Origin of the sequence: Bacteroides luhongzhouii (assembly GCF_009193295.2) — a bacterium.
Lineage (GTDB): Bacteria > Bacteroidota > Bacteroidia > Bacteroidales > Bacteroidaceae > Bacteroides > Bacteroides luhongzhouii.
On record NZ_CP059973.1, the window covers coordinates 440,526 to 467,053 of the forward strand.

Sequence of the window (26,528 nt, forward strand, 5' to 3'; positions counted from 1 at the left end):
CTTGAAGTTTAGAAGGTTAATTTTGCACCTATTGAATAAACTCTCATTTGAGGATATTGCCCTCCGGTCAAATTAGAAGAGGAAGTGTTGATTTCAGGGTCATATCCTTTGTATTTGGTAAAGGTCAAAGGATTCTGAAAATCGACAAACACACGTATTCCTCTAATATATCCTTTAAATACGGACAATTCTTTGGGACCTAAGTTATATCCCAGCGTGATGTTTCTTACACGTATATAAGAGGCATTTTCTCTTGTATAATCAAAGCCCAGATTTTCGGGTAAAGCCACTGACTTACTGATTGCGATACCCGGGAAGTGTCCGTTCGTGTTTGTCTGGGTATTCCAAATGTTATAAGAATAGATACCAACATTGTGCGCATCCACTCCTCTGGAGAGACCTCCGACATCTATACTATTGCCATATGCATCATTCCATTTCTTTACCCCCAATTGACCATACATAAATATATCCAAATCAAAGTTCTTCCATGTAAATGTATTCCCGAAACCAAAATATAATTTAGGTAACGTATTATCCATATAAGAGTCATTCACATCAATGATTCCATCCCCATTTTTATCTTTGACAATAGGATATCCCGGCATACAAGCAGCAGGACCTAACGAACGTTGCGATTCGGGCATATTACTCTTATCCACATTGATGATACCGGTCGTTTTATAATAATAGAATGCATTCATCGGTTCATTTTTCCTTTTCTGATATTTTTGATAATCATAGTTGGGCATACGTTCTATCCATACCGCGTTATAATGGGACATTGTAATTTGAGAGGTCCATTTGAAATCATGTGTCTGAAGATTCTGCGAATTCAAACTCACATCTACTCCAGTACGTTTATAATGTCCTCCATTAATAGGACGTGTTCCGTGCATTCCCAATAATTCTGTAGGTGCTGTACCCAGCAAATGGGTTACGTCATTACGGAATACATCTACACTACCCCAGATTCTATCTCTAAGAATGGAAAAATCCAATCCGATATTTTTCATAACCGTCTTTTGCCAGGTTACATCTTCATAGTTGGCACCGGACAATATGTAAGGAATATAGGTAACTGAATTATTATTGAACTTAACATCTTCACGGGTAGTTGTTACAATACCATATAGTGTTGTACCTAAGTTGTCACTACCAGTTTCACCATAACTGGCTCTTAGTTTCAACATATTAATCCAAGAGATATTCTTTATAAATGATTCTTCGTTCATTTTCCATGCTAGAGAAACAGATGGGAAGAGAGCATATTTCTTACTGGGAAAGAATTTATCCGTACCGTCACGGCGCAATGAAGCAGATACGACATAGCGACCCAATAAGTCGAAATTTCCTCTGACAAACTGTGACCTCTTTTCATTTTTATATTTATAAGAAGTCGGATAGAAAGGACCGTCTGCCATGCCTACACTGCTTCCCTGTATATGATCATTCGCATTTTCGTATGATATATCCGAACCATCGCCACTATCAAGATAACGTCCCATACCGGCCATCAGATTCATATCCAACAGCTCTCCAAATTTATGTTGAAATGTCAACGTACCTTCGAGAGTGCTTTGTTGTCTTTTTCCATATCCTAAGTTTCCTCTGGATTTACGTTGCAATGCGTAGTAAATATCAGAAGGTATGTATGAATCACGAGAGGTATTTTCCTTATTCAATCCATACAACACTTTTGCCGAAAGCATGTTCTTTATGATATCAACATCCAATGAGAAATTCATGTAGTAACCACTTTGCTCGGACTTATCATTAATTTCATGCATGGAAACAGGGTTAGGCGTCCGGCTAAATACATTATATTTCCCTTCGGCATCGTATACAGGAAGATAGGAAGGATAGAAAATTGCTCCGAAAAGTGCTCCGGCTCCCTGATCTCCTAAGTTCCCAACGTCCCCGCCAATAGTAGAGTTCGTGTAATTATTCTGATTCAAGTTGACGATCGTTGTCAGTTTCAAAAAGTTAGTCAGCTGTGAGGTGATATTTGTACGCAAAGAGTATCGCTCCATATCCGAATTATGAACGGTAGCATCTTCTTTATAGTAATTAACACCCAGATAATATTTAAACTTCTCAGAGCCACCGCTGATCGTCAGGTTATGATTGGTCACCGCACCTGTTTTCAACACTTTGTCCAACCAGTCCGTAGTCGGAGCATTGGCTATTTGCGTCGGTGTAAAAATAGGCGTCCACTTATCATCATAGGCAGCATTTCCATAAGGATACTGACCCTTGTCATACAAATAATTCTCTTTACTGAAAACATTGACCATGTTCATCAATTCGGGCCCGTTCAACACATCCAGATAAGGATAATGTTTCTGTATGGAATAGCTTCCTTCATACACTATGCTCGGTTTTCCTTCTTTTCCCTTTTTGGTAGTCACCAAAATAACACCATCGGCAGCTCCTATACCATAAATGGCGGCAGAAGCATCTTTCAGGATTTCAATAGATTCAATATCATTAGGATTTAATCCCGCCAATCCTGCACGGTTGACGGAGGAAGGAAGTGATGTGCTTCCCGTGCCGACTTCAAAAGAGCCGCTAGGCATAACCACTCCATCTACCACATAAATCGGTGTACCACCTCCACGAATGGAGATATTGATGCCTCCTCCCGGCTGGGGGCTGGCGACGGTTGCCTGCAAACCGGCAGCACGCCCCAACAACATCCCGGAAATATTACTGGTAGCTGCTTTCGATATTTTTTCTGTTTTTACCGTAGCAATGGAAGTTGTCAGGTTTTTGCGGGAGGTCGTACCATAGCCCACCACTACCACCTCATCTAATATTTGCTGATTTTCAGCCAAGGTCACGGATAAAGAGGTCCGGTCTCCCACTTTTACTTCCTGTGTCTGATAACCAATATAAGAGACTTCCAATACAGCTCCCGGTGATACTTCCAACGAGAACTTCGCATTCAAATCAGATGCAGTTCCGTTAGCTGTTCCTTTTTCCTTAATGGTAGCACCGATAATCGGTTCACCGTTGGCATCATTCACCACACCTGTAATTTTACGCTTTTTAGTGTCTTTAGAGGTGTTCTGCCGCGCTTGCCCTTTTTGGACAATAATATTCTTACCCTTTACCTCATAAACAACCTCTTGCCCGTACAATATCTGATCAATAGCCTCATTCAACTGTTTTGCCTTTACACTTACAATCTTCCTGGTATCTAGGTCTCCCACTTTATATACGAAAGAATATCCGCTTTTATTCTTCAATTGCGTCATTGCTTCTTTCACTGAAACATTATTCATTTTCAATGAAACGGCCTGGGCTAGCATTGCTATGTTAAGGCAAAAGAGAGCCACGACCATTAATATGGCCTTCTTCCTGTAATTCATAAAATAAACAAATTATTTAATTAAAACTTGAATAACTCGTTTTAAAAGAGATGTATTTTGCTAACTTTGCATAATCTCTTTTGAAAACATGCTCACGTTTGAAAGTTGTTGAAGAAGAGATTCAGGAGCCGGAAGATGTTCGAGATCTTCCGGTTTTTATTTTTCTCTCCTTATCATTCCCTAAAGACTATTCAGTATTATTTCTTTTACTCATATTCTTCAATTATAAGGTTAAACAATCATAGTATTATAATCTCTGGTAACCGGTTAATAGATAGTTATATTGCGCTCTTCAATTTTATATTGTATTTTCTCTGTAGATGCCAACGCATCCAACACTTCCTGAATACTTTGCTCCCGACGGACGAAGTTTCCGTAGAACCGGAAGGTATTTAAAGAATCATTGGCGATGTGAATAGTTACATTGTAGCTACGTTCCAATTCTTTCACGATGTCCGGCAAAAGTTCTTCATCAAAAAACAGATAACCGTCCGTCCATTGGGAGGCATTGGAGGCTGTGACAGTTTCTACTGTCATCAGTCCGTTCGCTTTGTTCAATATCGCTCTCTCGTCGGGTGCAAGGAAGGCTCCTTTCTCTTTTTTTAGTAAATTATTTAATTCTACTTTCCCTTCCAACAAGGATACTACGACTTCATGATCTTCCGGATAATCGCGAAAATTAAATTTGGTTCCCAATACCTGCAATTGCACATCTTTAGTCTTTACAAAGAAAGGGAGTTTTTCATTCCGCCGGACTTCAAAATATCCTTCGCCTTCTAATTCTACTTTACGGTTATCTACTCCGAAGCCTTGTGAGTAGGTTATTCGTGAACCGGCATTCAGCCAAACCAATGTACCGTCAGGCAAATAAAGTTTCGTTCTTGATCCTAAAGGAGCCTCTACGGATATATCTGCAAAAGTGTCTTTTACATTCACTCCCCCCTGCCAATATGAGAAGCATCCTACTGCAAGTATGACTGCGATAATCGCAGCATAACGCCACAACACCGACAAACGGAATTCCTGACGAGGAGCTTTCTCCACTTGCTCCCGGCTCCCGATACGATTCTTAAATGTATCGAATGCCTTGTCTTTATTGTATTTCGACGCAGCTTCACGGCTCACGGCAGAGAACCAGACTTCCCGTTGCTGAATAAAATAATCCTCATTGTCAGGTGATGCAGCTATCCATGCTTTCAGCTCGGCTAAAGCATTTTTGTCCAAACCTTCAGTCAGATAGGTTGAAATCAATTCATCAATATGTTTCTTTTCTTCTTCCATTTTTCTGCGTTCTATAAAGGAGACAGTAGATTTTTAATTGAGGGTAGTCTAAAAATGACTTTTTTTCGTTTTTATCCGAAAAAAAATAAAAGTAGAGTAATCAGATATTTACTTAAATTCGTTTGTAAAGATGCTAATGCATTCTTTATATGATATTTAACCGTATTGACAGAGATGCCCAACTCTTGAGAAATCTCTTCGTATGATTTTCCTTCAAAACGACTTTTATCGAATACACGACGACATTCGCTCGGCAATTTATCAATGGCTTTATATATTTCTTCTTCCAGTTCACGCTCCAGCAATGTCCCCAACGGATGCGAATCGGATATCGTCATTTTATTGTCTGTTATCTCATCAGGCATTAGAGATGAAAACGCGATCTCGCGCTTTTCCCATTCTGAATTAAGATAGTTGATACAACGATTACGGACGGCTCTCAACAAATAGCTACGGATGGAAACGGAAATCTCCAGCGTTTCACGAATCTCCCATAAATGAAAAATAGTATCTCCGACAATGGTTTCCGCCAGGAATTGATCTTTTACATAGCCATTCGCAACATGACACAGCAAAGCATAGTGACGGTCATAGATGTATTGATAGGCATCTTCATTGCCTGTCTTCAACTGCTCTACTATTAAAGTTTCAGTATGCTCCATGGATGTATTAGTCAAGTTAATGGCACAAATTTAAAGAAATTGCAGCAGACTACCTAATATCCATATTAATATCTTCAAGGACATCACAACCCAAAAGAATTATAAAAAAACTTCTCTCACTGATTTACGAAATATAGAATAAAAAGTTATTTTTGCACCGTTTTTTAATTTTTTCTTAAACTAGTATCATGTACAAGATTTTTCATGGCTTCCATCTAGTGGAAGCTTATCAGGATTTAAAGAAAGCCAAACGGTTAGCAAAAAATCAGACAGTGGCCAGATGTATAAAGTTAACCGTAGCTATTACCCTTTCCCTTATTTTATGGCTCCTCCCAATTGACACATTTGGTATAGAAGGGTTAACTGTTATAGAACAAAGACTTATTTCTATCTTTATTTTTGCCACACTTATGTGGGTATTCGAGGCTGTCCCTGCATGGACCACTTCCGTGCTGATTGTCGTTTTATTGTTACTTACCGTTTCCGACAGCAGTTTATGGTTCCTCATTCAAGGGGTTCCAACAGAAGAATTGGGACAGACAGTCAAATATAAGTCCATTATGCACTGCTTTGCCGATCCTATCATTATGTTATTTATTGGTGGTTTCATACTTGCTATCGCAGCAACCAAAAGCGGATTGGACGTATTGTTGGCACGCGTCATGCTAAGACCTTTCGGAACACAATCACGCTATGTACTATTAGGGTTCATTCTTGTTACAGCTGCATTTTCAATGTTTCTTAGCAATACGGCTACAGCAGCCATGATGCTTACTTTCCTTACTCCTGTATTAAAAGCACTTCCGGCAGACGGTAAAGGTAAAATAGGTTTGGCCATGGCTATTCCTGTGGCTGCCAATGTAGGCGGTATGGGAACTCCTATCGGCACACCGCCCAACGCTATCGCTTTAAAATACCTGAATGACCCGGAAGGACTGAACCTGAACATCGGTTTCGGAGAATGGATGAGTTTTATGTTACCCTATACTATTATTGTATTGTTTATCGCCTGGTTTATACTTTTACGATTGTTTCCCTTTAAACAAAAGAATATTGAGTTACAAATTGAAGGTGAAGCCAAAAAAGATTGGCGTTCCATTGTGGTTTATATCACTTTTGCCATCACAGTCATACTTTGGATGTTTGACAAAGTGACAGGAGTAAATTCAAATGTAGTAGCTATGATTCCGGTAGCCGTATTCTGTATAACGGGAGTCATCACTAAACGTGACTTGGAAGAAATCAGTTGGAGCGTACTCTGGATGGTAGCCGGTGGCTTCGCCCTAGGCGTTGCTTTACAGGAAACCGGGCTGGCCAAGCATATGATTGAAGCTATCCCCTTCAACACATGGCCTCCTGTATTAATGATTGTCGGCTCCGGGCTGATTTGTTATGCTATGGCAAACTTCATCTCACATACGGCTACCGCCGCATTGCTTGTCCCCATTCTTGCCATTGCAGGAAGCAGCATGCGCGAAAATCTGTATTCATTAGGTGGAGTCGAAACTTTATTGATCGGGGTAGCAATCGGTTCATCATTAGCAATGATATTGCCTATTAGTACTCCTCCCAACGCATTGGCGCATGCCACAGGCATGATTCAGCAAAAGGATATGGAGAAAGTCGGCATAATCATGGGAATTATCGGATTGATACTGGGATATACTATGTTGATTATACTTGGCTCCAACAAGTTATTATAAATAATCCTCTTCCCGTTAAAATGAGCCCTGTAGGAACAAGTCATTCCCACAGGGCTTTTTTGTTAACCATTCTTGTTTTGAAAACCGGAAAGTATCTTTTTCGACATCGCTATCCGCTGTTCAAGAAACTCCCGGACTTCTTCCCATCGATAATATGGAAAACGAGATGTTACCACGGGAATAGACACTTCTTTCTCATTCAAAAGTACTTTAATCCAAACCTGACTGTTTTCATCATGATAAAGAATCCATTGGACATTGGCAGCCATGGGAGCAATATCATAATCTTTCCAATAAGTGGATACAGAGTCGGAAGACGTTACCTGTATGTCAGTTTTTCCTATACCCATCAGGGCCACAAACGGAATAACAGTTTCCGCATGTGCAAAACGAAGATTTGCCCGGTTGTCCGATTGTCCGTTAATAGCCTTCTCTGTAGTTCGAATGAACTCCGAAAGTAACGGCCATGCTATTGCGACCGGCAACATATTTCCTATCGGCGCCGCACTTTTGGTCATATATTGCCGTAAGTTCTGTGTCTGCCAATAATTGTACCATTCTTCATTTCTAAAAAGATCTTTCATATCAAAAGGCAAGCCCGTATCGGGAAGTATTGCTGCTATTGAAAACAAAGCCATGACAAATTCCCGGCTTTCCTGTTCCGTTTCCTTTCCCGAGGTAAGAAAGATTCTATTCATGACCGGAGCGACCATTATCTTATCCCGGACAAATGATTCATATAATGGAATCCAGCCTCCTTTTTCCTTATAATGAAGATAAGGCTGGTTCAAATCAAAAAAACGAAGAAAAGTATCATATTGTTTTCCTGCATTTCGCTGTATGACCAGTGAAGAATCACGTTTCTTCATACCGGAAAGAAAAGCATCCATGCTGTTAATGCAACGAGGAACATAAGTAGCTATGGCTTCAATCCGAGCTGAATCAGCAAATAGTTCCGGATAACGAAATAACATACGTTCTGCAATTTCCTTTTGCTCTTGTTCACCTATTGGCGACAGTTCTCCCCATTGTCCGTCAAAAGCTTCAGACAGTTGTAATACCGTAGCAAGTAATTCCACCCCTTTTGCCGTCAACCTTTTCTCCTGTTCCGCCAAGACAAGCGCACCTTTAACTTTTTCCAAGGCTTTCCCGGAAGTCGGAAAACGTGCTCCGTGCCTCCCTAAATGGTTGATATAAAAAGGAGTCATACCCTCATGGTTCGAAGTGGACAAAGCTTTTATTAAAGGGTATGGCATAGCTGTACCCGCATATTTCTGAACTCCACTTTGTCCAAGTAGAGAAGTTACCGGGTAAAGCAAAACGGCTAAAAATATCAGTATTACTTTCATCTGGCAGAATCTGTTTCTTTTTATGCAACATAACAACCAGAGATAGAATAATGTTTATTCACCCTACATGCTATTCCATGTTTTTGAAATCGGTTATTGAAGAAGAAATTTCCTTTCCTGACTCCGCATACTTGCTTGGACTTACACCATAATATTTTTTAAATACTTCCCTGAAGTATTTCGCATCCGAGAACCCGACCATATCGGTAATTTCCGCTATTGTATATTCGCCCTGCTTTAGCAATTGCGCGGCATGTTGCAAACGTATCATCCGGATATAATCGGCCGGAGCATAACCTGTCAATGCCTTTAATTTATTGAAAAAGCTCGTACGACTCATATGATGCTGGATGCTAAGCATTTCCACATTAAAATTCGAATTCCCCATGTTCTTCTCTATACATTCTTTGACAGAAGCTATAAATTTCCAGTCCAAGGTATTAGTACAATTAGCCGGGAAACTCGGTTCTTCCTCTTCGATACTATTATAAACCTGGCGGAGCAAAGCACGATTCGTAAGTATATTTTTTATCGTTGCCTTGAGTATCCCTACACTGAAAGGCTTGGTGATATAAGCATCCGCTCCGATTTCCAGTCCTTCGAGCATATTCTTCTCATCTCCCAATGCTGTCAGCAAAACGACCGGAATATGAGACATCTCAAGATCGCCTTTAATCGCTGAACAAAGTTCATCTCCGCTCATTTCAGGCATCATTATATCGGATATAACAAGATCCGGATTAAATTCCCGGATTATGATAAGCGCATCCTTTCCATTCGGACATGCCTGAATATTATAACTCGTCTTAAGCATATCCACCAGATAATTGCGCAAATCATCATTATCCTCCACTATCAAGATACGTTGTAAGGAACTGTTTATCTGGGATATCTCCATAGTCGGCAAATCAGAAATACTACCCGGTATGATAGTCTCCGGACGTTGTTCTAATAGCTTGGGAGAAATAAATTTTGCTTTATGGAGATGAGTATTTCCTTTCGGGAAAGTAAGCCGTACGCAAGTACCCTGATGTTCGGCACTCTGAATCCGGATCTTGCCTTTATGCAACTTGACCAGTTTGTATACCAGCATCAGCCCTATTCCGCTACCTGTCACTTTGAGATTGACAACATTGCTGCCTCGAAAACAATTCCTGAACAATTTTTTCTGTTCACCCAAAGGAATACCGATTCCAGTATCTTTCACCTCGATGCTCCAGGTGTCTCCTTCCTCACAAGCGGAAATACAAACACTACCTTCTTCAGATGTATACTTCAAAGCATTCGACAAGATATTTTTCAATATGGATCCCATCTTGTCACTATCAAACCATACATTCAGATAGTCAAAATTGCTTTCATAAACAAACCTGACATGTTTCATTTCGGCATATTTGCGAAAAGCGGCACAAACATCATTCATAAAGGTATTCAGTTCATACTCGGAAACATAGAGCGTAGATGAATAGACATCTATCCGTTCGAAATTTATCAAGTTGGTCGTCAGTTGAAGTAATGTATTCACATTCTTAAGAGCCATATTCATATGGGGCAACGCCTGTTCAGCCACCATATGATTTTCTACCACTTCCTCCAACGGTGCTTTTATCAATGTAAGCGGTGTACGGATGTCATGAGCCGTATTAATAAAGAACTGTGTCTTTTCATCCGATATTTTCTTTTGTTTATGCAACATGATAATACGGAATATGATAACCATAATCAGCAGCAACAGAATTGCATATCCTACCATCGCCCATACACTGGCCCACACCGGAGGAGTGATAATGATCTGAATACTCCTCGTCTCATAAGTTTTGTATTTCTCTTCATTAGATATGGCACGAATTTGCAAAGTATAATTTCCGGGAGGCAAATTTCGGACAAGAATCCGGTTATCCTGACTCGGACGGCTCCACTCTTTATGATAACCGTCAATCTTCCATGAATAAAGAATATTGGAAGGATAATCATAATTAATGGAAGCGACATCAAAAGAGAAAGTGTTTTGCCCGTAGGTTAGTTCAAGCCGTTCTGTTTCGTCAATGTCCTTCTCCAAAGGAGATCCGTCATCACCCGGATAAACAGGATGATAGGCTATCATAAAATCGCGCAGCAACAGACGTGAGTAATGCGGCTCCGGTATCTGTATGTCTGTCGGAAATCTGATAGCACCGTCATTACCACCAAAAACAAGCGTACCATTGCTGTAAGTTGTAGCAGAGCCTGCATTAAAATTAACACTCATCAGCCCCTGTTCCCGCGTCCAGTTGCGGAAAGAGTGTTCCTTGGGCGAATAGATTGTAATACCGTTCTCCGTCCCCATCAGGAGGCTTTTGTCCTGACGTGGAAGAATCGTATAAATATTGTCGGAAATCAACGCACAATTATCGGTCCGGTACTGATGGATGAAAACCTCCTTATTGATATCATAAACAAGAAGTCCGGCTCCACGGGTACCAATATACAGAATACCGTCTTCTCTTTGGTATAATGCACATATATAAAGAGATTCAATGGGCAGGTCAATATACCGGTACACTCCGGTTTGCTTATCAAGCTGATAGAGTCCCATTCTCGTACCAATCCACATCTGGCGGGCATTTTTCTCCAGAATAGTAGTAATGGAACTTACCCCGGGATATAAACGGACGTTTTTAGTCTCAAGATTGATGCGTTTTAGGTGATAATACCCGCCAGACCATATATCACCACTCGAATCCTTTTTAATATCAAAAATATACTGGTCGGGACGTATTCCTGCCATAGTAGAAGGAGATAGAAGACTTATTTTAAGTCCTTTTTTTTCTATCTTGTAAATATTGGAAGTAAAGCCACCAGCCCATATCACACCGGGAGAAACCTCACACAGTGCTAAAAAGATGTGATTCTCATCATCCGGTACCGGATCAAAAGAACTAAAAAAAGAATGCCACTCTTTTGTATCGGTCTGGTAGAGACTGACACCATTGCTGGTTGCAAACCAAAGATCGCCGTCACTATCCTCCATTACATCATGAACCTGATTATTCACCAATGACCGGTTGTTACCAAGGGAATGCTTTATCAGGTCGTAACTCTGATAACGATTGTTACGGATTGTGATACCGGTTGGATAATTGGCAAGCCAGATACGTTCTTCTTCATCCACATAGATATCATTGATATTGTTTCCGTTCATCTTATTATAACTACTATAATCAGCCGTTATATAAGGTACACTCATGCAGGTATTCACATCCAGTTTGTATACCCCTTTTCCACCTGTAGCTATCAACAGTTCATGGGCATTCAATGAAACGATCCGGTTAATTTCTACATTGTTGGGTGAACTGCAGGAAGTAATTTTTCCCGCTTCACCAATATTATAGATCAGTATTCCCTCTTTATAAGTTCCTACAAACAATTGTTTGGAAACATCATGGTAATAGAGTTCATGCACCGGAGTACTGATATTATTCACCACTTCATCGGATATCAACTTAAATTCTCCCTCTTCTATTCCAACACTAAACAGGCCGCTTCCCGTACCGATAAAAAAATGGTTGCTATCCGTCTGTTCAATGGCAGTTATTTCCCCATGAACCGGCACCGCTTTATGCAACGTTTTTCCAGTACGGATATTATACCAAGTAATAGTGTCTTTATAGCATAACCACACATGGTCATTCTTGTCCAAATAACCGTAATCAAGAAATGCCTGCGACTTATTTCTGATCAGTTCCGGATGTACATAAGCCAGTTCGAATTTATCATGTTGAGAATCATACTTGAAAATACGCCCTTTTTGACCAATCACCCATAATACATCCTTGCTATCCATATAGAATCTGCTCAAGGCAACCCGTGAATCCAACTTCATGTTGTCGTCTGAAAAGGTATAATGCTTAATATATTTGCCGTCATAACGGTCTACTCCTTCCTGAGTCAGAAACCACATATACCCTCGCCGGTCTTTCTGGATATGGTATATTTTCTGATTGTTCAGACCGTTTTCCAGCCCTATATACTTATAAATCTGCCCCTTGCTTACAGTAGCATTAATGAGAAGGAATATAAACAACAAATATCTTCTCATTTTTACAAAACTATTCATGTCTTTCACAAATATTCAAAAAACTTCCTGCAAAAATATGAAAAAATTAATTAAAACACAACCCAACAAATGTATTCATATTTCAACTAATAATTAAAATCATTTTTTATATGCACAATTTTTAGTTTGTTGAATATTCTAAAGAAGAACCAAGAATCCCCGGCAGTTTTCGAAAAGATTAAGGTTTTCCCAAAAAATAAAAAATAGAAAGCTATCCCAATATTCTTAAAATAGCTTTCTATTCATATATCATCTATTAATCAACTCAATTGCTACGCTTTCTTTCCCTAAATAAAAAGCTTTAGCCTTTACCAATGGTGCATCACACTTTATCGGTTCTTTCCATACAACAGAGTTTTCATTTGGCTCACTACCATCAGTAGTATACCTGATTACTGCATTTGGATTGGTTGTATTAGCCAATAATAACCCATCCTTTACAATAATACCGGGAGGAGATACCCGGAAATTAATTCCTCGCCTTGCCAGCCGTGGCAACTCATAATCTACAATAGCGGCATTATATTTCCGTTTGGCATCCGTATATACTTTGCCGTCCGGAGATAAAGCCCACGATGGTTGAGCATTCCAGGCGCGTTCTGCCAATCCGAAAACTTTTGGGAAAAGATAATATTCTATCTGTTCAAAACTACGGATTGTCTCCGACCAGATTTGTCCGGACAGACCTTTGATATTCTGATAACCTTCCTTTGTTAAGAGCTGTTTACCGTTTGAGACTGTTTTCACATCAACAGGTTCACCTCTCAAATTCCGTCGTAAAGACTTATAAATATCAAAAGGCAACATATCAAACGTCACATACTCATCTACGTAACCGCCCCAACGCAATCCCGGTTCTTCCACATGATAGCAATAGGCCATATCCAAATAGAAATTGCCCACATTACAAAGTATAATCGGATAGCCCGCATTAGCTAACTTATACGGTACTTCATCCCCACCCTGCTCCGGGATGGTATTCCAGCAATAATTTAATACCTTACTGTTTCTGAAATGTTCGTTAACGGTATTATCAGGATTCATAACAATGTCCTGCCATCCGACTGCCTGTATGTTACGTTTGTCCAGCATTTCCAATATTTGTTCCAGAAAATAATCCTTCAAATCCCGTATCTTAGCCAGTCCGTTCTCTTGCATAAAAGTGCGGCAGATAGAAGAACCTTCCCAAATACCTTCCGGCACTTCATCTCCACCCACATGGAAAGCAGTCAGTTCTACTCCTGCATCCTGATACATCCGCACGATTTCATCAATTACTTTTTCAAGAAAATGATAAGTGGAGGGCATGGCAACATTAATCACATTGTCTGTGAAATTTTGTGCAGACAGATATTGGGAAGTATCCGCAAAGTCAACCAAAAGATATTCTTCCGCTTTCGGCCGGTCCGTATCTATATATTTCTGATAACGGGCATTCATGGCTTTAATCGCTGCACGAGAATGTCCGGGAATGTCTATTTCGGGAATAACTCTGATATGCCTTTCTTTCGCATATATCAAAATATCCATGAAGTCACTGCGAGAATAATATCCATTGGCCAATGAAGCAGTATCTGTCTCATTCCATCCCCAGGCATACGCAGGATAAAGACATGTCTGTTCATCTGTGGTATGTCCTCTGCGAGAAGCTATTTCTGTCAACTCCTCCAATCCGGGTATTTCCACACGCCAAGCCTCATCGTCACTCAAATGCAAATGCAGTACATTCATCTTATAGAATGACAATATATCGATCAATTTCAGCAGGTCCGCTTTCTTTGTAAAGTTACGGGCTACGTCCAACATAATTCCCCGATGCCCCATGTCCGGATAATCGGTAATATGAAGATTAGGAAGCGGAGAAGAAGTTAGTTCCATGTTATCTAATAAGGCAAGCAATGTCTGACAAGCATTAAATATGCCATGTGTATCATTAGCTTTCAGAGTCAACCGGTTATTCTTTATCACGATTTCGTAATACTCATCGGGATATTGACAAGTAGCAGGTACCTCCATTTTCTTCAATTCAATGATTGTTTCTTCATCCTCATCAGAAACGTTACATCTTAATAGTGAGGTCAATTGACTTTTCAATAAAAGAGCTTCCTCTTTAAATGTATCATCAAACTTCAGACAAACCTTTTGAGAGAAAGAAGAAACACCACCCGTCTTTTCCACTTTTTTAGGAGCAGGAAAAAGAGAAAGCATATCACAATCTACCGGCTTACTGAAATCATCATTCTGCTTATAAAAATAATTTCCATCTGCATAGGGAAAGCTATTCCTCGAGCTAATCCATTGGGCGTCGGGCTTAAAAAGCTCGATCTCAATGGGGACATTTTGCGGTTGTAACGGTTTTCCTTTTTCATCGGTAGTTACCACATAAGCCCCTTCAGGAATCGAGGACACATTAATCACATTTCCTTCACTCAATATAGTAAAAGTAAGTGTTTCACCCGGTGCCAATGCCTGGTAGTGCTCAGTGGGGTACATTTTATAGTAAGTCGAACCCAAACATTCAATTTCCAGCGGTGCATTAATAGGTTGCTGATAATAAATAGGTGTCTGATTAAAATAGATCACCCAATTATTAGTCAGAGATTTATTCCCATTATTCGTCAGGCAGAATGTATTCTTAAAATATCTGGCTTCCACACTATCTTTTTCCAGCTTCCATGTTAAGGATAGCTGTGAGGAAGGGGGTTGTTTACCAACCCCACAACCAAACAGGCATATTCCTACTATCATTACCCATATATTCCTCATAGCCATCATAAGAAAATTATTTAGTTAATGACCGGATACATTCTACTTCCTCTGCCGAATAAGGGGTCCCATCACTGCGGAATATATCGTGGAACCACAATGGAGGTTCAACAACATCAGGCAATGGAGTGTCCCATGCAAAGATCGTATTTGTTTTTCCGGCTACAAGTCCCCAATTGATTGCACCGATATTTTCTTTCTTCAGCAGTGGCATAATATCTTGAAAAGTACTATTTTGAGTACGTGCCATATATTCCGTACAAATCATCGGACGACCGTATTGCTTCAATGTATCAATGAGTTGCTGATGAGAATTCAAACCTTCATACGTGTGGTATGTTATCACATCCGAATTTTCCAATTGGAATTTATTCAGATTAGTCAGGCTCATATCCCAAACTCCGGCCGACAGAGGTTGTGACGGATTCACTGTTCGTCCCCACATAAATATTTTCTGCAATAACGGCAAACTTCTTTCACCGTATCTATATCCTCCCGAACCTCCCGGCTCATTATATAAATCCCATAATACGATTCTCTTATCATCCTTAAAGGTAGTCAGGATATCTTTCACATAGCTTTCCAATACCGGAAGTATCACTGCCGTATCACCTTTATAATACAGATCACCCGGATCACGCGCCCATCCCGAATTGTGTACTCCCGGCTGTGGTTCCGGTTGTTTGCCGGACTGATAAACAGGATTCCAGCAATCATCCAGGAAGACGAAGATGGTAGAAATATGATGCTTGTCGGCAATAGTAAGGTATTCATTGATACGTTTCTTAAAGCCTTCCTTGTCTGTTTCCCAAACCAAGTGATGTAAATATACGCGCATACAGTTCATGCCTATTTCTTCCGCCCAACCCAGTTCACGTTCAATAGTAACCGGATCAAAAGTATCTGCCTGCCACATCTCCATTTGGTTGATTGCCGTACTTGGAATAAAATCGCATCCACGAAGCCATCCCCATTGTTTATACCACTCATTAGCCTGCTCTTTTGTCCAGACTTCACGAACAGAAACTGTTTTCTGACTGCAGGCAATCAACATAATACCAATAAAAAATGAGAGTAATATCTTTTTCATATAATCGTTTTACTTTATCAAATTAAAAATCTTTTTATTTTCTCCATGTAAATATTACCATATCACCCGGTTCGACTGCTATCATAGAACCGTCCGGAGCTGTTGTTGAGCCATTTTTCAACACCCGGCTTACAGCACTATCCACATCAATAGACAGATTCATCACATTACGAAAATCTCTATTTACCACCACAAGATATTGATTACCATCTTTCTCCAGAACAGAGACAACAGCACCTGTATCACTCGTAGTCAATGATTTTATAGGAGTCGGCAGACTTCCCAAAGCTGTCGTTCCTTCAGGTATTTCACTTCCGGTGTGAGATACTGAAATAACCTGTGCTCCCAAGAATATACCCGCAAGTTGTTGTACTTCCTGATTAACTGTCTTGACCAAATCATAAACTTCAGTCGGTTCGTCATGTTGAAGTCCGCGATAGGTAAAATACTGGATTGCCTGCGCACCATAAGCCAAATCACTGAAGACTTGTAATCTCAACTCGGGCAATGTCGGTATCTTATAAAAATGAGTTTCATCAAGCTTATGGGAAAGTGCAAGTGCAAATGCCCAGAACGGCTTATTATTCTCTTTAGCTGCAGCCGATATTTCTTCCAGATTCCGATACCAGTCCGGACGGACAATGCTTGGAGCACCATTTATAGATACAATAGGATAATTGTCAAACGAAATAAACGGAACAGGAACTTGTTCTATAAATGATTTTACATTTTCTGAATAAAGCTCTTTTCCCCATGCCCAGTTAGGGTACAGATTTATATAACAAGGATGATGGCTGTCGATGGTTTTAATCTTCTTCACCAATTCGCCCAAACCCGGCAAATCATTCACTTCCGGTTCATCCTTCAAATGGTAGGCATACAAAGCCGGATGATTCATCATCGCTTTTACGACCTCTTCGGCAGTACCGACAGATAAGAGGTCCTTACAAGAAGTTATCATTTTCACTCCGGTCTTCTGTGCGGCGTCAAGCGCCTTCAATGTTGTCTCCAAATCATCATACCATCCCAGATAAATATTAATGCCGGATGCTTTCATCACCGGAAATTTCTCCAGCGACTTATCTGCTTCCACTCCGGTCCATGCTATAATCGGAAACTCTCCATCAGTTGTAGGAATATAAGAATTACCCTGTATGATCTCAAGTTCCTGTGTCTTCACTCCGTTAGGCACCACACGGAATACAGCTGTACGTCCGGTTCCCGTATTTGCACTTGCAGTAATTGTCACAGTTCCATTTCCGCTCCCTTTGGCCGGAGAAATGGTAACCCAGGACTGATCTGTCTCATTTACAAATTTCCATTCCGTATTAGACTTTATCGAATAAACCTCCGTAAAACCTTCATTACCGATCTGTAACTTCTCCAAATTCCCAGAAATTGAGAAAGAAGCTTTCTCCGGATCCATCGAACAAGACATCAACAACATTGGCAACATCGAGAAAAAGAATGTAACCAGAAATTTTTTACTATATGTTTTCATTGATATATACATAATTCTATTAAATATTAAATTAAAGACTATTAATATTGATTCTCCCTTAATTATAAGGAGACAATCGTATCACTTCTTTGGCTTTATCAATCTGTATCGTATAAAGTCCGGCTTTAAAATCAGGACCGGGAATCAAATCACCGGGAGCACTTCTCGTTATCAAGTTAGCAGGCTCAACTGTATATAAATTCTTTGTATCCTCCTCTTGTGCCCAACCATATCCTCTATAGAATTTAAATCCCATCGTCTGATCAATATACACAACTGCTTCAAAAGCACTTGCTCCTACCTTCTTAAAGAAGAACCATTGGTGAGGATATGCGAAGTCCCAAGCAAGCGTAGCCACATAAGGTTCGCGTGGAAATCCGACTCCAGTACCGACAATATACATCACCTCCGGATAAAAAACATCCCGCGGGCGTTCCATATACATGAAGCCATTTGATGTATTATATTTCAAGTTATAAAGTACCGACGGACCATCGAATTTTGCTTTGCTCCCTGAAACATCTTTAAAGAATTCCGGCCGGAGCATATTGGTGACATCACTACCAAAACCTATAAAATTAATCTTGGCACTTTCCACCAATTCAACATCCAATTGAACATATCCTCCTCCCACATCAAAGAAGCGGGACTTATCAATATCAATGCTGTATGTCAAAGTCTTATCAGCCTGGAAACTCAACATATCAAAAGTGATATTCTCCAATGTATAACTCCCTACCTTAGGAGTAGGAATCGAAGTTGCCGCATCATCAGCCACAACCGCAATCTTATTGTCTGAATATCCCCATACCAACCCGGAATAATCAGGTTTATTATTTATTATCTTTTCGGCAACTTTAAAATGGTCGCCAATCCCTGCCAAATCCGCCGCACTCGTCCGGAAACTATAATCCGTTTCATTCTGACTCTCCTTGTCCATTTCATACACATTTCCCAAATCATCAACAAGGTATAATTTGGAAGGTGTTTCCGGACGGGTCACCGCCACACTTGCGGCCTCATCCAAAGTCAGGGTCGATTCATTGCCACCTAAATCGTTTACAGCCTTTATAGTTACCACAGGACGGCCATTCTGGAAACCAGCAACAAAAGGTAAAGTAGCTTCCTCTTCAATAACCGCAGAACGTCCGCTCAATCCTTTAGACAAATTCAAGATTTCGGCTCCATCCATTGTCACTAATAATTGGAATGAAACCAAATCATTATATTCATCACTTACTTGTGCAGTGAACTTCACTTTATCACCAGCCGCCACAACCGTTTCACCATTCACTCCCCGCAACACGGCATTTTCTATTTTAGGTTTTGAAGGTGTAGGCCACTCCGGCCATTCACTTGGCTTACTAATATCATCTTTTGCACACGAAAGGAGCAGTAACGACGACATGAATAATACATATATCTTTTTCATTTTTCTTAAGATCTCTAGTTTAACAATAATGAATGATGACATTAATTGCGAGCTGCCGCAAGATCCGCTTTCCATCCCTCACGTTCAAATGTCTGTGCCAACACTTTTCCATAAGATTCCGAAGCTTGTTGAACCGCGTAATTAGGAATAGGCACATATTGATGTGTAGGAGCCACTCCTTTGATCTTCGCTGTACGTTGTGCATACTGATTAAAACGGATGAGATCTATTTTACGCATTCCTTCATACAACATTTCATGTCCTCTTTCCGTAAGTAAAGCATCCAGGAAAGCTTCTGCATTCGCTGTTGCCGATGACGGGAGATCTCCCAGTCCGGCACGCTTACGCACCTCATTGACCGCAGCTATAGCATCAGCGGACGGAGCTGCATTGTTTTTACGTACCTCGGCTTCCGCATACATGAGCAATACATCTGCCCAACGGGCTAACGGTATATCAGTCCCCTGAAAAGCCGTAGCTGTTTCAACCGGGAATTTATTAATGATAAAACCGTCCCATGTAGTAGTGTTCCGGTCAATCCAGGTTCCTGCAGTCGTATAATATTTGGTCAGGATAACTTCACGACGTTTGTCCGAAGGATCATATGTATCCCAAAATTTCGGAGACACGTTGAATGTTTGCCCCCATCCCTGCCCTTGCAAGTAGAAAGGAGTCGGATTCCCCTGATCGTCCACTCTGGCTGCATTATCGGGAGTAGCGAGCATCATCAGCGGGTTAAAGTTACCGGACTTATTCGTACCATCCGCCGTTTCATCACAACTGACAGCCATAATCACCTCCGAATTAAAGTTATTGGCATTTTTAAATTGCTCGATATAAGGATTATCCCCTTTTTTGAAAAGACTATACCGTCCCTTCAACTCATTATACATATCAATTGCTTTCTGATAATAACCGGACATATAATAGCCTTCATTCAAGCAATGCCGCATGATGCATACACGTGCATAGTCTTTATTGTAACGTCCCTGTTCCGGCTGCGTATCTGCAATATACTGATAAGCATAATCAAAATCAGCCATAATCCACTCCGTCATTTGCTGCAATGTCGGACGTACCAGATTTTCCAGCTTTGAAGGATTAATCAGATCGTTCGGATCGACAATCAAAGGAACAGGACCATATACATGTAATAAATAATACATCATCAATCCACGACAAAGACGGGCTTCAGCAATAAATTCCCTTTTACGCTCTTCGGAAACCACTTCGGTAGAAGCTTTCTCCAATGTTCCAATCACATTGGTGAAGTAGGAAATCTCACTTACTTTCGGAAAGTGGTTCGGCCTTTCATCATTCAACGCGCCGCTTGTGTAATAAACACACTGACTGAAATCGGCTTTAGAAAGGAAATAATATCCGCCTCCCCAACCATTATTCCACACGGCCATTTCATCTGTCGGATAATCAAAGAACTTCAGTACACCTCCGGCAGGAATATACCAACCGTGCTGATTGCCACTTGTTCCGGCACCGATCCAGTAGGTCCATGTTGTCGTAAAAGGCATATAGCAGGTCATCATAAATGATTCGTATTCGGATTCAGTCACCGGATAATTAGAAACATTCAACGTGCCATACATCTTCGGATCAAAATTATCCTCACAACTGCACATTATAAATGCAATCATGACAAACACCTTAAATAATTTATTCTTATTCATATTTTCAATCTTTTCTTTCGTTACAGGTTTTCTTAGAAACATATTTTTGCTCCGAAGGAGTATGTTCTCGTCATCGGATACTCCGCTTTGGAGCCGTCACCACCCGTCTTTATTTCAGGATCGACACCTACAAACTTGGTAAAAGTAAACGGATTCTGACAGTCGATAAAAACTCTGATAGAACTCACATAATCACCCACTTTTCCCAGCTTCTTTCCTGAAAGGTTATATCCTAAAGTGATATTCCTGACACGTACAAACGAAGCATTCTGATAATCTTCCTCAAAGCCTACGTTACCAGGTAAAGCGACAGCTTTTGTTGAAGCAATACCACGCCGGTTTCCATTCTGATTGGTTTGAGAATTCCAGATAGTATATACATATTTGTTCGAATTCTTGGGACTCGTATAATACACATCTCCGACAAGCGCCCAACGATATGCATAGTTATAGCGTGTACGTCCGAATTGTCCATACATAAATACATCCAGATCAAAATCTTTGTATACAAATGTATTTCCAAAGCCTATGTGAATTTTTGGAAGTGTATTTCGCATCTTTACATCATCAATCGTTATTTTATTATCCCCATTTGCATCCTTAATAATCGGATAACCGGGCTGTTGCGCGTCTGCCGGCAAAGATTTCTGCGATTCGGGCATATTGCTTTTATCTATATTGATAACGCCTTCCGTTTCATAGTAGTAATAAGCATTCACCGGTTCGTTCTTACGGATTCGATATTCTTCATAATAATAGTTGGGCATCCGTTCTTTCCAAACGGCATTATGATGTGATAAGGTCAATTGTGAGGTCCACTTAAACACACGGGGGATTTCAAAGTTAAGTGAGTTAATAGTCGCATCCCATCCGTAACGTACATAATGCCCATAATTCATCGGGACGGAAGATGTCATACTAAGCGGAGAGGCAGAGTCATATCCCAGCAAGTTGGTTACATCATTGCGGAACATATCAAAACTTCCCCAGATTCTATCTTTTAAAACTGAAAAATCTACGCCTATATTTTTCATGGTGGTCTTTTCCCAGGTAACATTCGGGTAATCAGGACCGCTCAGCAAATAGGGTACATAAGTCACTGAATTGTTAGAGAACTTGATATATTGGGCTGCCAGACTGAAAGTGCCATAAAGCGAACTACCCAGATTATCATTACCTGTCTGTCCATAACTGCCCCGAATCTTCAACTGGTCAATCCATGATATATGCTTCATAAACGGCTCGTTAGATAATTTCCAGGCTAATGATACTGAAGGGAAATAGGCATATTTCTTTCCCGGGAAAAACTTATCCGTTCCATCGCGGCGAATAGTGGCGGCAACCACATATCTGTCGAGCACATCCACACTTGCCCTGGCAAATTGAGAACGACGTTCATCGGCAGCTCTGAAAGAAGTCGGGTAGAAAGCGCCTTCCGCAGCTTCCACCTTATCAGCAGCAATGTGATCGTTAATCTGTTCGTAGTCAAGTTCAAGACCATTTGAATCGTTCGTATATCTTCCCATACCGACTACGGCATCGACACGTAACAAGTCTCCAAACTGCTTTTTGAAAGTCAATGTGCCTTCCATGGTCTGATTTCTACGTTCAACATATCCCAAATGCCCTCTTGATTTATACATATCCATAAAATAAATATCAGAAGGAATATACAAGTTACGATTGGCATTCTCCTTATTAATACCATACATCAAGCGGAAAGACAACATATCCTTGATTATATCCACATCGGCAGCAAAGTTTAGATAATAACCGCTTGTTTTAGTCCGGTCACTAACTTTTATCATTTCGGCCGGGTTAGGGTAATTTGAATATAAGGTAGGTTTTCCGTCCTCACCTCTGATCGGTAAATAAGAAGGATAAGTCAGAGCCGATTGTATGGCATCATACCCATTTCCACCACCCCCGCCACCGGAAGTTGAGTTTGTATATTTATTCTCATTTACATTGACAATTGCTGTCAACTTAAGAAATGGAAGCAATTGTGAAGATATGTTTGTCCGAAGAGCGTAACGTTCCATAGCGGAGTTTTCTACCGTACCTTCCTGTTTGTAATAATTTCCGGACAGATAATATTTCAGCAGTTTAGAACCACCCGTGATTGTGATATTATGATTATTGATGCTACCATCCTTTAATACACAATCCAGCCAGTCTGTTGTTTGAGCGGCAGCTATCTGTTGAGGTGAGAATTGAGGCACCCATTTATTATCAAAAGGTTTATCACCGTAAGGATACATACCGTTCGTAAATAAATAGTTTTCTTTATTGAAAATGTTGGCAACATTCATATATTCTTCCCCACTCAAAGGTTCCAGATACGAATAGTTTTTCACGATAGAATAATTTCCTTCATAAGTGATTTGGGGACGAGTCTCAGTACCTTTCTTTGTGGTGATCAATACGACACCATTGGCTGCGCCAATTCCATAAATGGAGGCAGACGCATCCTTTAATACTTCGATAGATTCAATATCTGCAGGATTAAGTCCGGCCAATCCCGAACGATTGATAGAGTTGGGCATAACCTGATTTCCGTTTCCAACTTCTAAAGAAGTGGAAGGCATCATTACTCCATCCACTATAAAGATAGGAGTACCTGCCCCACGAATTGAAAGGTCAACTGCTCCACCCGGTTGCGGGCTCGTCAACGTAGCTTCCAGTCCGGCAGCCCGCCCAAGCAACATCTGTGACATATTACTTGTTGCGGCTCGCGATATTTTTTCCGTTTTTACCGTTGCAATGGAAGTTGTCAGATTCTTACGGGTGGTCGTTCCATACCCTACCACAACAACTTCATCCAACTGTTTTGAATCCTCTTTCATCGTCACATTCAACGTCATTGGCCGGGTAATTTTCTGCGTATATGTAGTGTAACCTATTGAAGTAAATTTCAGTGTCGAGCCTTCCGGAACTTGCAACTGGTAATTGCCATCTATACCGGTAATAGTTCCTTGAGTAGCCCCTTCTATTATAACAGTCACTCCCGGAAGAACCTCGCCGGATTCGTCCACTACTTTGCCTGTCACCTTGACCGGCTGTTTGTTATCCTGTGATTGAGATGAGACTCTGTTTAATACAATCTGACGTTTTTCAATCGTATAAGATACTCCTTCTCCTTTAAAAAGTTTATCCAGTACCAGAGTCATCAGTTCATTTTTCACAGTAATGCTTACTATACGACTTACATCAACAATATCTTTGTTGTATAAGAAACGATATTCTGTCTGATTTTCGATACTAGTCAGGACCTCCTCTACAGTCACATTTTTCAGTCGCAATGTAATTTTGGCAGATTGTGCCAGGATAGGTATACTGATAGCTTGCAAAGCTATACAAAACAACCATATCGCACATATTCTTCCTATTTTTACATTTGCAGGTACATTAATTCTCTTTTTCATTTTTCTAATTGAAATAAGTTTCATACCTTTACATGTTTGGTTATTGGTTCTACAAATAAGTTGATTAACGAATAACTGAATCTTTGGAAAGGAAGGTGAGTCAGACCTTCCTTTTTTATCAGTTGTCGGAAGCTGAATTCACTGATTATGTCTTTCTCATGGCTTGTATTATTTAAAGGTTAATAAATGTGTTTTTCTCTCGTTTCTATCAATAAGACGTTTCTAAAAATAAAAGCCACATTGGATATCACATTATTTTTTCATCTGCACTATTTTTTCTTCAAACTATCGTTTATCCCAAATAATCTTTCTATTTTTACCCCCAACAATAGAACCTTTACTACAATACTATGCCGAATATCAAACAACAGACTTCCGACGACCGTATTCTGGTAATAGCACTGAAACAGGATGATAAACAGGCTTTTACCCGTCTATTCCATGCTTATTATAAAGACTTGGTATTGTTTGGTGGTACTTACATTCCAGAAAAATCTACTTGTGAAGATATTGTGCAAAATATCTTTCTCAAACTATGGAATGACCGGAAGTCATTGGAAATTGAGAACTCACTAAAGTCATATTTACTGAAAGCGGTCAGGAATTACTGTCTGGACGAATTGCGCCATCGCAGAATTATAGATGAACACATTGCTTACGAACTTAAATCAAGTGCTATACATACAGATACGACAGAAAACTACATACTGTATTCTGATTTATGCCGGCACCTTAAAAATGCGTTGGAACAATTGCCTCCTCAAGAAAGAGAAGTGTTCGAGATGAGCCGATTAGAAAATATCAAATATCAGGAAATAGCCAATCGCTTGAATATCTCTGTCAGAACGGTAGAAGTGCGTATCAGTAAAGCATTGAAGCAGCTTCGCATCTTATTAAAAGATTTTTATTTGCTACTTTTTTTCTTTCTTTGGCGCTAATGAATGTGGGATTTTTTTTCTGAAACGTCTATTATATATAAGGTAAAATGCATATGATAAATAAAGATTCAGACATAGAAATTGTAATCTCCAGATATCTCTCAAAAGAGGCTACACCAGAGGACATTAAGGTACTGGAAGATTGGATATCGGCTACTCCCGAAAACTATAAAAGCTTTTTGGCACAAAAAAACATATGGGAGATCAGTCACCCGGCCTTTAATCCGGAAGAGATAGATGTGGACAGTGCGCACAGAAAAGTAATGGAACAGATTCTCCATCAAAACCAACCGGTGTCCGTTCGTCCTAAGTTGTCCTTCCTGCACTATTGGCAGCAAGTGGCAGCTATCTTACTTCTTCCTTTACTGATATTATCTGCTTATCTTTATTTTAAACCCGCCTCTCAAATTGCAGAAACTTATCAGGAGTTATTCACTCCTTACGGGACTTGGTCGGTAGTTAATCTGCCTGACGGTTCTAAGGTTTGGCTAAATGCCGGAAGTTCTTTAAAGTATCCGACTCAATTCAATGATAAGCAAAGAGTTGTTTCGATGCAGGGGGAAGCCTATTTTGAAGTGGAATCCGATAAAGAGCATCCCTTCATCGTAAAAACGAAACAACTGACTGTAGAAGCTACCGGCACTGCATTCAACGTGAACGCATACGCTCCGGATCATGTAGCAGCAGTGACGCTAGTAAAAGGAAAGGTTGCAGTTACTCTTGACCAGAAAAAGACGATTTCCCTTTCACCGGGAGAGAAAATTGACTATAATCTAGCCACTTCTTTATATAACGTCAATAAGACCAATACTTATAAATGGTGCTCATGGAAAGATGGAATACTCATTTTTAGAGATGACCCGCTGGAATATGTATTCAAGCGTTTGGGACAGACTTATAACGTGGAATTTATTCTGAAAGACGCCGAATTAGGGAAGTATTCCTATAAAGCGACTTTTGAAGGTGAATCTTTAAATGAGATTTTGCGCTTGCTTGAAATGAGTGCACCTATTCGCTGTAAAGAGGTTAGCAACCGCCACACTAATAATGAGAAATTTGAAAAGCAGCGTATAGAGGTGAGCAGGACTATACAATAGAGGTAGTTTCAGTCTGTGTAAAAACGCCGTTTCCGTATGCTCTGACAAAGAATGATTCTCATTACTATGAGAATTAATTCTCATAGTAATGAGAAAAAGTTCTCACCGCAATGAGTATTTTTTCTCATT

At 40.2% G+C, this 26,528-nt stretch carries 14 protein-coding genes; 3 read left to right on the forward strand and 11 right to left on the reverse strand.

Annotated elements, in window-relative coordinates:
• Positions 1 to 8: 8 nt before the first annotated feature.
• From GD631_RS01630 to GD631_RS01640, 3 genes are all read right to left on the reverse strand, one after another.
• The gene (locus tag GD631_RS01630) at positions 9 to 3,374 is read right to left on the reverse strand and encodes a SusC/RagA family TonB-linked outer membrane protein (protein ID WP_143260448.1); all 3,366 of its coding nucleotides are present in this window, start codon (positions 3,372 to 3,374) and stop codon (positions 9 to 11) included.
• Between the two features lie 267 nt (positions 3,375 to 3,641).
• The gene (locus tag GD631_RS01635; protein ID WP_143260452.1) at positions 3,642 to 4,655 is read right to left on the reverse strand and encodes a FecR family protein; all 1,014 of its coding nucleotides are present in this window, start codon (positions 4,653 to 4,655) and stop codon (positions 3,642 to 3,644) included.
• Positions 4,656 to 4,726: 71 nt separating this feature from the next.
• A complete protein-coding gene (locus tag GD631_RS01640) occupies positions 4,727 to 5,317 on the reverse strand; it encodes an RNA polymerase sigma-70 factor (RefSeq protein ID WP_143260455.1) in 591 nt (196 codons plus the stop codon).
• Between the two features lie 188 nt (positions 5,318 to 5,505).
• Between GD631_RS01640 and GD631_RS01645 the strand changes: the two genes are divergently transcribed.
• Positions 5,506 to 7,020, forward strand: coding sequence for an SLC13 family permease (locus GD631_RS01645; RefSeq protein ID WP_143260456.1), 1,515 nt, complete (start codon positions 5,506 to 5,508; stop codon positions 7,018 to 7,020).
• 62 nt (positions 7,021 to 7,082) lie between these two features.
• Here the strand turns inward: GD631_RS01645 and GD631_RS01650 are convergent, their stop codons facing one another.
• From GD631_RS01650 to GD631_RS01685, 8 genes are all read right to left on the reverse strand, one after another.
• On the reverse strand, positions 7,083 to 8,369 hold the full coding sequence (locus GD631_RS01650; RefSeq protein ID WP_143260457.1) for a histidine-type phosphatase: 1,287 nt from the start codon (positions 8,367 to 8,369) through the stop codon (positions 7,083 to 7,085).
• A 70-nt stretch (positions 8,370 to 8,439) separates the two neighbouring features.
• A complete protein-coding gene (locus GD631_RS01655) occupies positions 8,440 to 12,465 on the reverse strand; it encodes a hybrid sensor histidine kinase/response regulator transcription factor (protein WP_143260458.1) in 4,026 nt (1,341 codons plus the stop codon).
• A gap of 249 nt (positions 12,466 to 12,714) precedes the next feature.
• Positions 12,715 to 15,240 (reverse strand): family 20 glycosylhydrolase, encoded by a 2,526-nt coding sequence (locus GD631_RS01660; protein WP_143260459.1) that lies wholly within the window; start codon positions 15,238 to 15,240, stop codon positions 12,715 to 12,717.
• A 7-nt stretch (positions 15,241 to 15,247) separates the two neighbouring features.
• A complete protein-coding gene (locus tag GD631_RS01665) occupies positions 15,248 to 16,321 on the reverse strand; it encodes a cellulase family glycosylhydrolase (protein WP_143260464.1) in 1,074 nt (357 codons plus the stop codon).
• 34 nt (positions 16,322 to 16,355) lie between these two features.
• Positions 16,356 to 17,834, reverse strand: coding sequence for a BACON domain-containing protein (locus GD631_RS01670; RefSeq protein WP_143260468.1), 1,479 nt, complete (start codon positions 17,832 to 17,834; stop codon positions 16,356 to 16,358).
• Between the two features lie 46 nt (positions 17,835 to 17,880).
• On the reverse strand, positions 17,881 to 19,296 hold the full coding sequence (locus tag GD631_RS01675) for a DUF5125 domain-containing protein (RefSeq protein ID WP_143260473.1): 1,416 nt from the start codon (positions 19,294 to 19,296) through the stop codon (positions 17,881 to 17,883).
• On the reverse strand, positions 19,296 to 20,939 hold the full coding sequence (locus tag GD631_RS01680; RefSeq protein ID WP_223225946.1) for a RagB/SusD family nutrient uptake outer membrane protein: 1,644 nt from the start codon (positions 20,937 to 20,939) through the stop codon (positions 19,296 to 19,298). Before GD631_RS01680 ends, GD631_RS01675 begins: the two co-directional genes overlap by 1 nt.
• 32 nt (positions 20,940 to 20,971) lie before the next feature.
• Positions 20,972 to 24,388 carry a SusC/RagA family TonB-linked outer membrane protein gene (locus GD631_RS01685; protein WP_143260483.1) on the reverse strand — a complete coding sequence of 1,139 codons (3,417 nt, stop codon included), beginning with the start codon at positions 24,386 to 24,388 and terminating at the stop codon, positions 20,972 to 20,974.
• 326 nt (positions 24,389 to 24,714) lie between these two features.
• Here GD631_RS01685 and GD631_RS01690 point away from each other — a divergent pair, with 326 nt between their 5' ends.
• Positions 24,715 to 25,302, forward strand: a complete 588-nt coding sequence (locus GD631_RS01690) for an RNA polymerase sigma-70 factor (protein WP_143260489.1) — start codon at positions 24,715 to 24,717, stop codon at positions 25,300 to 25,302.
• A 53-nt stretch (positions 25,303 to 25,355) separates the two neighbouring features.
• Entirely contained in the window at positions 25,356 to 26,399 is a 1,044-nt protein-coding gene (locus tag GD631_RS01695; protein ID WP_143260493.1) for a FecR family protein, read from the forward strand.
• Positions 26,400 to 26,528 lie beyond the last annotated feature (129 nt).

Bases quoted from the DNA above. Each gene is read 5' to 3' on its own strand.
- GD631_RS01670 (WP_143260468.1), bottom strand. From the start codon at position 17,834: ATGTATATATCAATGAAAACATATAGTAAAAAATTTCTGGTTACATTC.
- GD631_RS01650 (WP_143260457.1), bottom strand. From the start codon at position 8,369: ATGAAAGTAATACTGATATTTTTAGCCGTTTTGCTTTACCCGGTAACT.
- GD631_RS01655 (WP_143260458.1), bottom strand. From the start codon at position 12,465: ATGAATAGTTTTGTAAAAATGAGAAGATATTTGTTGTTTATATTCCTT.
- GD631_RS01665 (WP_143260464.1), bottom strand. From the start codon at position 16,321: ATGAAAAAGATATTACTCTCATTTTTTATTGGTATTATGTTGATTGCC.
- GD631_RS01675 (WP_143260473.1), bottom strand. From the start codon at position 19,296: ATGTCATCATTCATTATTGTTAAACTAGAGATCTTAAGAAAAATGAAA.
- GD631_RS01695 (WP_143260493.1), top strand. From the start codon at position 25,356: ATGATAAATAAAGATTCAGACATAGAAATTGTAATCTCCAGATATCTC.
- GD631_RS01640 (WP_143260455.1), bottom strand. From the start codon at position 5,317: ATGGAGCATACTGAAACTTTAATAGTAGAGCAGTTGAAGACAGGCAAT.
- GD631_RS01660 (WP_143260459.1), bottom strand. From the start codon at position 15,240: ATGATGGCTATGAGGAATATATGGGTAATGATAGTAGGAATATGCCTG.
- GD631_RS01645 (WP_143260456.1), top strand. From the start codon at position 5,506: ATGTACAAGATTTTTCATGGCTTCCATCTAGTGGAAGCTTATCAGGAT.
- GD631_RS01685 (WP_143260483.1), bottom strand. From the start codon at position 24,388: ATGAAACTTATTTCAATTAGAAAAATGAAAAAGAGAATTAATGTACCT.
- GD631_RS01630 (WP_143260448.1), bottom strand. From the start codon at position 3,374: ATGAATTACAGGAAGAAGGCCATATTAATGGTCGTGGCTCTCTTTTGC.
- GD631_RS01690 (WP_143260489.1), top strand. From the start codon at position 24,715: ATGCCGAATATCAAACAACAGACTTCCGACGACCGTATTCTGGTAATA.
- GD631_RS01680 (WP_223225946.1), bottom strand. From the start codon at position 20,939: ATGAATAAGAATAAATTATTTAAGGTGTTTGTCATGATTGCATTTATA.
- GD631_RS01635 (WP_143260452.1), bottom strand. From the start codon at position 4,655: ATGGAAGAAGAAAAGAAACATATTGATGAATTGATTTCAACCTATCTG.